At 63.3% G+C, this 8,394-nt stretch carries 11 protein-coding genes; 5 read left to right on the top strand and 6 right to left on the bottom strand.

Annotation, left to right across the window (positions count from 1 at the left end):
• A partial coding sequence (locus AC5DC2_RS14860) for a catalase (protein WP_491699034.1) occupies positions 1 to 623 on the top strand: 623 nt, incomplete at its 5' end.
• A gap of 74 nt (positions 624 to 697) precedes the next feature.
• Here the strand turns inward: AC5DC2_RS14860 and AC5DC2_RS14855 are convergent.
• Positions 698 to 1,648, bottom strand: coding sequence for a LysR substrate-binding domain-containing protein (locus AC5DC2_RS14855; protein ID WP_491699033.1), 951 nt, complete (start codon positions 1,646 to 1,648; stop codon positions 698 to 700).
• Positions 1,649 to 1,722: 74 nt separating this feature from the next.
• Between AC5DC2_RS14855 and AC5DC2_RS14850 the strand changes: the two genes are divergently transcribed.
• Entirely contained in the window at positions 1,723 to 1,929 is a 207-nt protein-coding gene (locus AC5DC2_RS14850) for a hypothetical protein (RefSeq protein WP_491699032.1), read from the top strand.
• Positions 1,916 to 2,191 (top strand): YjiS-like domain-containing protein, encoded by a 276-nt coding sequence (locus AC5DC2_RS14845; RefSeq protein WP_061449688.1) that lies wholly within the window; start codon positions 1,916 to 1,918, stop codon positions 2,189 to 2,191. Before AC5DC2_RS14850 ends, AC5DC2_RS14845 begins: the two co-directional genes overlap by 14 nt.
• Positions 2,192 to 2,407: 216 nt before the next feature.
• On the opposite strand, the gene AC5DC2_RS14840 is transcribed toward AC5DC2_RS14845, so the two are convergent.
• From AC5DC2_RS14840 to AC5DC2_RS14825, 4 genes are all read right to left on the bottom strand, one after another.
• A complete protein-coding gene (locus tag AC5DC2_RS14840) occupies positions 2,408 to 2,776 on the bottom strand; it encodes a VOC family protein (RefSeq protein ID WP_491699031.1) in 369 nt (122 codons plus the stop codon).
• A gap of 79 nt (positions 2,777 to 2,855) precedes the next feature.
• Positions 2,856 to 4,229 (bottom strand): glutamate--cysteine ligase, encoded by a 1,374-nt coding sequence (locus tag AC5DC2_RS14835; protein ID WP_491699030.1) that lies wholly within the window; start codon positions 4,227 to 4,229, stop codon positions 2,856 to 2,858.
• Positions 4,230 to 4,367: 138 nt separating this feature from the next.
• On the bottom strand, positions 4,368 to 5,105 hold the full coding sequence (locus tag AC5DC2_RS14830; protein WP_491699029.1) for a 16S rRNA (uracil(1498)-N(3))-methyltransferase: 738 nt from the start codon (positions 5,103 to 5,105) through the stop codon (positions 4,368 to 4,370).
• 78 nt (positions 5,106 to 5,183) lie between these two features.
• Positions 5,184 to 5,654 (bottom strand): NUDIX hydrolase, encoded by a 471-nt coding sequence (locus AC5DC2_RS14825; RefSeq protein ID WP_081725781.1) that lies wholly within the window; start codon positions 5,652 to 5,654, stop codon positions 5,184 to 5,186.
• A 258-nt stretch (positions 5,655 to 5,912) separates the two neighbouring features.
• On the opposite strand from AC5DC2_RS14825, the gene AC5DC2_RS14820 reads away from it, so the two are divergent.
• On the top strand, positions 5,913 to 6,077 hold the full coding sequence (locus AC5DC2_RS14820; protein WP_024708223.1) for a DUF1328 family protein: 165 nt from the start codon (positions 5,913 to 5,915) through the stop codon (positions 6,075 to 6,077).
• A gap of 8 nt (positions 6,078 to 6,085) precedes the next feature.
• Here the strand turns inward: AC5DC2_RS14820 and AC5DC2_RS14815 are convergent, their stop codons facing one another.
• Positions 6,086 to 6,979: a LysR family transcriptional regulator gene (locus tag AC5DC2_RS14815; protein WP_024708222.1), complete on the bottom strand. Its 894-nt coding sequence runs from the start codon at positions 6,977 to 6,979 to the stop codon at positions 6,086 to 6,088.
• A gap of 126 nt (positions 6,980 to 7,105) precedes the next feature.
• On the opposite strand from AC5DC2_RS14815, the gene AC5DC2_RS14810 reads away from it, so the two are divergent.
• On the top strand, positions 7,106 to 8,394 hold a 1,289-nt coding region (locus tag AC5DC2_RS14810; RefSeq protein ID WP_491699028.1), incomplete at its 3' end, for an FAD-linked oxidase C-terminal domain-containing protein.

Raw genomic sequence — 8,394 nt, 5'->3', positions numbered from 1 at the left:
TCGGCGTGATGGAACTGAACCGCAACGCCGACAATTACTTCGCGGAGATCGAGCAGGCGGCGTTCTCGCCCTCCAACATCGTGCCCGGCATCTCGCATTCGCCGGACAAGATGCTGCAGGCGCGCATCTTCTCCTATGCCGACGCCCACCGCTATCGCCTCGGCACCCATTACGAGGCGCTGCCGGTCAACGCGCCGAAATGTCCGGTCCATCACTACCACAAGGATGGCCAGATGAACTTCTTCGGCCAGAAGACCGGTGCGACGGATGCCTATTACGAGCCGAACAGCATGGGCGGCGCGGTCGAGGACAGGTCGGCGATGGAGCCGCCGCTTGCCATCGAAGGCGACATGGGCCGCTTCAACCACCGCGAGGGCAATGACGACTTTTCCCAGCCCCGGGCGCTGTTCGAACTCTTCGACGATGGCCAGAAGTCCCGCCTGTTCGACAATATCGCCGCCGCCATGGGCGGGGTGCCGGGCGAGATCATCGAACGGCAGCTGGCGCTCTTCAAGCAGGTCCATCCGGACTATGAAGCCGGCGTCCGCGCCGCGCTGAAGGAAGCCCACGGCTACGAGGCCAATGCGATCTCGACGCCGGGAACGCCGAACGCCGCGGAGTAGCAGCCTCCCGGAGGGATTGATCGGCAGGCCGGCGCGAAACGTGCCGGCCTTATTTTTCGCCTGCGAACCGCGCCCTACCAGCTCGCCGCGACATGGGCGGGCTTCATCCGCGGCGAACGCGACAGCACCTTGCCGTCCATCTCGAAGCCCGGCGCGACCTCGACGGCGCTGATATTGTCGAGCGAGGCGATGATGTGGTTGGAAAGCGCGGTCGTCAGCGAGGCGGAAGCGCCCGGACGCTTCATCAGGCCGATCTGCACCGGCGGCAGCGGCGGAAAGCCGTCGGCCTGGGAAAGCACCCGCATGCCGTTGCGCAGCGCCGATTCCGGCAGGATCGAGATCGCCATGCCGGCGAGCACGGCAGAGGCCACGACAGTTGCCGACCAGCTGGTGAACAGCACGCGATAGTCCCGGTCCACGCCCTCGAGCGCGGCGATGGCGAGTTGCCGCCAGCGGCAGTCACGCCGCCCGACGGCAAGCGGAACGGGCCGGTCGACCGGCAAGGCGTGGTTGGCGGACGCGACCCAGCACAGGGGCTCGGTGCGCACCACTTCCGAATCGCGCGTGCGCGGGTTGTGGGTAACGAGCGCCATGTCGAGTTCGCCCTGCTTCAGCCGTTCCACCAGATCGTTGGAATCCTCGCAGACGATATAGAGCTCGACATTGGGATGGGACTTGGCAAACCGGTTGATGATGTCCGGCATGTAGCGGTCGGCATAGTCGTCGGGCGTGCCGATGCGGATCGAGCCTTCGAGGCGATTATCATCGAAGGCCGCGATCGCCTCATTGTTGAGGCGGATGATCCGCCGGGCATAATTCAGAAGCTTGTCGCCCTCATCCGTCAGCCGCACCCCGCGGCCGTCCTTGGTGAAAAGCTGCTTGCCGATCCTGTCTTCAAGACGACGCATCTGCATGGAGACAGCAGACTGGGTCTTGAAGACCTGCTCGGCAGCGCGCGTAAACGAGCCGTTGTCGACAATGGCGACGAAGGTCTGAAGCTGATCGATATCCAGAGGCGCAACCATGAAATCACCCATCAAGTCTATTGATGTTTGATATTAAAAACATTCGTTGGACTGATCAATAAGAAATCGCCATCTTGTCAAGCAACGAAACGGGCAACCCGTTTGCCGGCAGAAACGCCACGCGCATGTTTCGGGTGGCAGCAGGGCAAAATTTTCGGTTTGTTCGTCAAAGACCGGCAGCGGCCGCGCGCAAGGGCGCGCTGAGAGGGTGGCTGCAGGATCTGTTCAAAGGGCCGCGTCCGGGCGGCCCGACCGAAGGAGGCGACGATGTCGTTGATTGAAAGAGCGTCTGACAGCCGGGCACTGGCGCACCGGCCCCACTCCCTGTTTGCGGGCCTCGCCGCGCTTCGCGCCGCGCTCGCGCGTTTCACGAAGAACCGTTCGGCCATCCGCTATATGGCTGACATGGACGATGCGCTGTTGAAAGACATCGGCCTTACCCGCACCGATGTCGAACAGGCCTATATGAGCTCGATCCGGGAAGACCCGATGGTGGACCTGAAGCGGGCTGCCTGCAACCGCGCACAGCGCATGGTCATCTGACCGGAGCCGGGCCGGCCCAAGCGGGCAATGCTCCGTCAGGTGTCGGCAAAGGAGGCTTTGCGCCGGATAGATTTCTGTTCAGATTTGGCGTTGGTTTGACGGCCGTTCCCAACCGCGGCCCGAAGAAAGCGTCATTTTCCCCGCAGGGTGGTTCAGCCTTCACTCTGCATTTTGCCCGGAAGCCTTTGTGTTTCCGGGCTTTTTTTTGCGCCAGGCTCATCCGCTTTCATCCGGCGTATAAGGCTGCCAGAGTTCCAGCGGATTGCCTTCGGGATCGTGAATGCGGGCAAAGCGACCGACGCCCGGCATATCCCATTCCGCATTGGTGATCACCGCGATACCGGCCGCGCGCAGGCTGCCGCAGAGGCCCTCGAGGTCATCGACCCGCAGGTTCAGCATGAAGCCGTGGTCTTTGGCAAAATAGTCGGTATCGGCGGGAAAGGGCGCGAACACCGAAGGACCTGCCATCGTGTCCCAGGTCCCATAGGGGGCCGACCCGATCCCGAGATGTTCGACATACCAGGCGCGAAGCGCCTCCGGGTCGCGCGCACGAAAGAAGAAACCGCCAATACCTGTGACAGCCATCGCTAAGCCTCCGCCTGAGGCGCAGACTATAGACCCGCAGCGATGAAAAATCTTCCGGCAAATTTCCGGGCATCTGGCCTCAATACTGGAACTCGGCGAACAGCGGGTCGACCGACCCGTTCCAGCGGCCGTGATAAAGCGCCAGAAGATCCTCGGCAAAGGTCGCCTTCTTGGCGATGATCTCGTCGAGCGTCATCAGGAAGACCGCCTCGCTCTGGCCGCTGGCATTCAGATTGTTGCGCGCCTTGAGGCCCGCACGGGCAATCTCGATCACCTCGCGGCCGACGTCAAGCAGCGAACGCCCTCCGATCTCGGCCTTCAGCGCAAGACGCGGAACTTCGTCGCGCAGGCGGTGAATGTCGGCGACCGACCAGTCGGCGGTCAGCTGTTCGGCGGCGTCCATCGCGCCAGCGTCGTAAAGCAGGCCGACCCAGAACGAGGGCAGCGCGCAGATGCGCCGCCAGGTGCCGCCATCGGCGCCGCGCATTTCCAGAAAGCGCTTCAGCCGCACGTCGGGAAAGAGCGTCGACAGGTGGTTGGTCCAGTCGCCCATGGTCGGCTGCCATTCCTCGACCTCGCCCTTGAGCGCGCCGGCCATGAACTGGCGGAAGGTGATGTCGGTGCAATCGCGATAGCGCCCGTCGCGGATGATGAAATACATCGGCACGTCAAGCGCCCATTCGACATAGCGCTCGAAGCCGAAGCCGGGTTCGAAGGCGCAATCAAGCAGGCCGGCGCGGTTGTTGTCGGTATCGCGCCAGATATCGCCGCGCCAGGACAGAAGCCCGTTCGGCTTGCCCTCGGTGAAGGGCGAGGAGGCGAAGAGCGCGGTCGCGAGCGGCTGCAGCTTCTGCGACAGCGCCATTTTCCGGCGCATGTCGGCCTCGGAGGAGAAGTCGATATTCACCTGGATGGTGCAGGTCCTGTACATCATGTCGAGACCCTGCGTGCCGACCTTCGGCATGTAGTTGCTCATGATGCCGTAGCGCGATTTCGGCATGCGCGGCGTTTCTGCGAGCGTCCATTTCGGGCTGCCGCCGACGCCGAGAAAGCCGATGCCCATCGGCTCGGCCACCGAGCGCAGCACCGCAAGGTGACGGTTCGATTCCCGGCAGGTCTCGTGCAGCGTCCGAAGCGGCGCGCCGGAGAGCTCGAACTGGCCGCCCGGCTCCAGCGAGATCGCGCCCATGCCGGACGGGTCGGCAAGGCCGATGATGTTCTCGCCGTCCATGATCGCGTCCCAGCCGAGCTTGCCCTTCATGCCGTGAAGAACGGCGGAGATCGAACGCTCCCCCTCGTAGGGCACGGGGGTATTGTCCGCCTTGAAGAAGGGAAACTTCTCATGCTCTGTGCCGATGCGGAAATCCGCCTCGGGTTTGCAGCCGGCCTCCAGATAGGCGGCAAGTTCCGCCGTATCGGCGATCGGCGTGGCGTCGGAAGTGTCACGGGCCATGGAAGTTCCTCGATATCGTCTGCCGGCCAGGGCCGGGTTTTCCATCGCTATTGGCCCGGTTTGTCCGGGCGATCAAGTCAATTTCCTTGAATAAGGGATAAATGCACGGGGACGTGACAGGCTCCGCGCGCGGTCGGCTTATTTCCAGTCGCCGATCGTTGCCTGGATGATCGCGAGCGCGGCGACGGCGGCCGTGTCGGCCCTGAGGATGCGCGGGCCGAGCGGGATTGGCGTGACGAAGGGCCGCGACCGCAGCATCGCCCGCTCCTCGTCCGAAAACCCGCCCTCGGGTCCGATCAGCAGCGCGAGGCTTTTCTCCGTAACCCGCTGAAGCGCCTTCACAGGGTTCTGGTCTTCGTCCGCCTCGTCGCAGAAGATCAGCCGCCGCCCGGCCTCCCACCCCTCCAGAAGATCGGCAAGCTTGACCGGTTCCAGAAGCTCGGGAATGGCGAGGACGCCGCATTGCTCGGCAGCCTCGATGATGTTGGCCGCGAGCCGGTCGCTCTTGCCGGGCTTGCCTTGAACGTGCTGGGTCATCACCGGCTGGATGCGGCCCGCGCCCACCTCGACCGCCTTTTGCACCATATAGTCCATCCGCCCGACCTTCAGCGGCGCGAACAGATAGGTCAGATCCGGCAGGGGCGGCTGCGGCCGGGTCTGTTCGACCGGCTGAAGCATGATCTTCTTGCGGATAGGATAGGCGATCCGCGCCAGCCATTCACCGTCGCGCCCGTTGAACAGCAGAAGTTCGGCGCCGTCCTCGGCGCGGATGACATGGGCAAGATAATGAAACTGGTTCCTGTCGGCCTCGAAGGCCTCTCCGGCGGCAAGGCCGATGTCGACATAGAGGCGCTGCAGGCGATAATTGGCGCGCATGATGGCTCCCGCGATTCGAATGCTCTCGCTGCGAATCCTATCGGATTTCAGCGCCAACCAGAATGGCAGGCCGCCGCCTCAGCTCTCGATCAGGTTGATGAGCTCGATCAGCAGGGTTTTCAACTCGCTTTCATGCACGAGTTCGGCCGCTTCCTCCGGCGACGTCCATTTGCGCGTGCGCTCGTCGGCCTCGGGATATTTCGACTTGGTCTTGCGCACCCGCAAGGGATAGAGATCGACGACGCAGGGCACGGACGTGCCGTTGTCGAGCCGTTTAAGATAGGAATAGTTTCCAAGCGGCTTTTCGCCGACCTTGCCCTTGATGCCGGCCTCCTCGAAGGCTTCCTGGGCGGCGACCTCGTGCGGGGCCTTGTTGGCCATCGGCCAGCCCTTGGGCGTCACCCAGCGGCCCGTGTCTCGGCTGGTGATCAGCAGCACCTCGATCGCTGTCTTCTTCTTCGTACGGGTCAGCCGATAGCAGAGGGCGGCATATTGCTGGCGGGCTTCGCTCATGTCGGCATTCTCAGCCAGCGTCTTGTCAGATGGCATGTCCCGCATATGTCCTTCCGGCGAGGGGTCCGCGCAAACGCAGACTCAGAGACGATCCTCGCAAAATTGATAAAACCCGTTTCTATCATGGCTTGTCACCATGGAAACGGCCTGCAGGTGAAGCTTTTGTGAAATAAAGGGCCGAGACGCTGTTTCGCCGACGATGGCAAAAGGTTCACGTATAAGCAGCGGGAACTTTCCGCTTACGGCGCCGTTCCTGTTTGCAACCGATACGAAAGAGCGCCGAAAGGACATACAATGCTTGAGTGGATCCTGATATTGCTGATCATCGCGGCGGTCGCGAGCCTTCTGGGCTTCCGCGGCGTGGCGGGCCTTTCGGCCGGCATAGCCCGCGTGCTGATCTTCATCGTCCTCGTGGTGATCCTGATTTCCCTGATCACCGGCATATTGATCGTCGCGTGAGAGCGCGCCTACGCCCCCCAATAGCTCGCGGGGGCGTAGAGCCTGGCCAGGAAATCGATGAACAGCCGCACTTTCTCCGGCAGGAAGTTGCGGCTCGGATAGACCGCGAACAGCCCGACATCGCCCGGGCTCTCATACTGCCGCAGCACCTGCACCAGCCTGCCGCTCGCAATCTCCGGTCCGATATCCCAGGTCGAGCGCAGCGCGACCCCCATGCCGGCCAGAACCGCCTCGCGCACCACTTCGCTGGAATTGGTGACGAGCCGGCCTTCCGGACGCAGCGCGACCGGACCATCAGGCCCTGCCAGCCGCCAGTGCTCGCCGTTATGGGCCGGCAGGCAGACATGGCGATCAAGGTCGGCAAGCGTTTCCGGCAAGCCCATTCTCTCCACATAGGAGGGCGCGGCGCACAGGATGCGCCTCACCGGCGCGAGCTTGCGCGCCACAAGGGAACTGTCGGTGAGTTCGCCGATGCGGATGGCGACATCGAAGCCTTCGGCAACGATATCGACGAAGGCGTCATTCAAGAGCAGTTCGATCTCAAGCGCCTCATGGGCGTTCATGAAGGTGGAAAGATGCGGGGCGATATGCATGCGCCCGAAGGACGTGGGCGCGGAAACCCGGAGCCTGCCCCTGACTGCGGCCGTGCGCCCCTCGACGAAGGCCTGTGCTTCCTCGGCCCCCGCCAGAACCGGCAGGATGCGTTCATAATAGCCCCGCCCGGTTTCCGTCAGCATCACCCGCCGCGTTGTCCGTTGCAAGAGGCGCGCGCCGAGCGCCTCCTCCAGTCGCTTGATGCTCTTTGAAACCACGGCGGGCGAGAGCCTCAGCTCATGCGCCGCCTCCGTCATGCTGCCGGTCGTCGCCACGCGGGCGAAAATCTCTATATCGGTCAGGTTCATAGTGCCCGCCATTTTTGCCATATCGGAACAAGTGTTAGCATTTGTCTTGCTCAAAGGCCAATGATAGAACGCGGGAGGAGACAGAGACGCCCTGGTTGCGTTTCGCGAAGATGCGGAGGTGAACCCTTGTCCGGCGCAATAGCGTTCAGCACGCCGAAGGCCGATATCCTGGCCCGGCGCGGCGCGATTATTTCCGATCTTCAGGCCATGCTGCCGAAGGACGCGCTGATTCACGAAGGGCGCGAACTGGTGCCCTTCGAGACCGACGGCTTCATAGCCTATACCCGCCTGCCGCTGGCCGTCTGCCTGCCGGAAACGACTGAGCAGGTGGCAAAGGCGCTGGCCTATTGCCACGAGAACGGCATTCCGGTCGTGCCGCGCGGCGCCGGCACTTCGCTTTCGGGCGGCGCCATCGGCCAGGAGGACGCGATCATTCTCGGGCTGTCGCGCATGAACCGCATTCTCGACATCGACCTGCCGAACCGGGCGGCGACCGTCCAGGCGGGTGTGACCAACATCGCCATCTCGGAGGCGGTGAAGCCCGAAGGCTTTTTCTACGCGCCGGACCCGAGTTCGCAGCTCGCCTGCACCATCGGCGGCAATATCGGCATGAATTCCGGCGGGGCGCACTGCCTGAAATACGGCGTGACCACGAACAACCTGCTCGGCGTGAAGATGGTGCTGGTCGACGGCACGGTGATCGATCTCGGCGGCAAGGCGCTTGATTCGGGAGGCTACGACCTGATGGCGCTCGTCTGCGGCTCGGAAGGCCAGCTCGGCATCATCACAGAGGCGACCGTCCGGCTTCTGGCAAGCCCGGAAGGGGCGCGGCCCGTGCTCTTCGGCTTCCCGACCTCCGAACAGGCCGGCGCCTGCGTCACCGACATCATCGCTTCGGGCATCATTCCCGTCGCCATCGAGTTCATGGACAAGCCGGCGATCGAGATCTGCGAGGCCTTCGCCAAGGCCGGCTATCCGCTCGATGCGGGCGCGCTCCTGATCATCGAGGTCGAGGGCTCGGAAGACGAGATGGAGGCGATGCTTGCCGAAATCGTCGCGATCGCCGAACGCCACGGCGTGATGGCGATCCGCCGGAGCCAGTCGGCGACGGAGGCCGCGCTGATCTGGAAGGGCCGAAAGTCCGCCTTCGGCGCCACCGGCCGCATTGCCGACTATATCTGCATGGACGGCACCGTGCCCTTGAGCCAGCTTTCCTATGTGCTGCAGAAGACCAGCGAGATCACCGATCGCTATGGCCTCAGGGTCGCCAACGTGTTCCATGCCGGCGACGGCAACATGCATCCGCTGATCCTCTACAATATCAACGATCCGGAAGACGCCGCGCGCGCGGAGGAAGCGGGCGCGGAAATCCTCAAGCTCTGTGTGGACGCCGGCGGCTGCCTGACCGGCGAGCA

It is taken from the genome of Martelella sp. (assembly GCF_984369615.1).
Note: the sequence above shows the minus strand (reverse complement) of the source record. Positions and strands in the feature narration are given on the sequence as shown.

Excerpts from the sequence above, each read along its gene's own strand:
- AC5DC2_RS14855 (WP_491699033.1), bottom strand. The coding sequence starts at position 1,648 with ATGGTTGCGCCTCTGGATATCGATCAGCTTCAGACCTTCGTCGCCATT.
- AC5DC2_RS14845 (WP_061449688.1), top strand. The coding sequence starts at position 1,916 with ATGTCGTTGATTGAAAGAGCGTCTGACAGCCGGGCACTGGCGCACCGG.
- AC5DC2_RS14840 (WP_491699031.1), bottom strand. The coding sequence starts at position 2,776 with ATGGCTGTCACAGGTATTGGCGGTTTCTTCTTTCGTGCGCGCGACCCG.
- AC5DC2_RS14835 (WP_491699030.1), bottom strand. The coding sequence starts at position 4,229 with ATGGCCCGTGACACTTCCGACGCCACGCCGATCGCCGATACGGCGGAA.
- AC5DC2_RS14830 (WP_491699029.1), bottom strand. The coding sequence starts at position 5,105 with ATGCGCGCCAATTATCGCCTGCAGCGCCTCTATGTCGACATCGGCCTT.
- AC5DC2_RS14825 (WP_081725781.1), bottom strand. The coding sequence starts at position 5,654 with ATGCCATCTGACAAGACGCTGGCTGAGAATGCCGACATGAGCGAAGCC.
- AC5DC2_RS14820 (WP_024708223.1), top strand. The coding sequence starts at position 5,913 with ATGCTTGAGTGGATCCTGATATTGCTGATCATCGCGGCGGTCGCGAGC.
- AC5DC2_RS14815 (WP_024708222.1), bottom strand. The coding sequence starts at position 6,979 with ATGAACCTGACCGATATAGAGATTTTCGCCCGCGTGGCGACGACCGGC.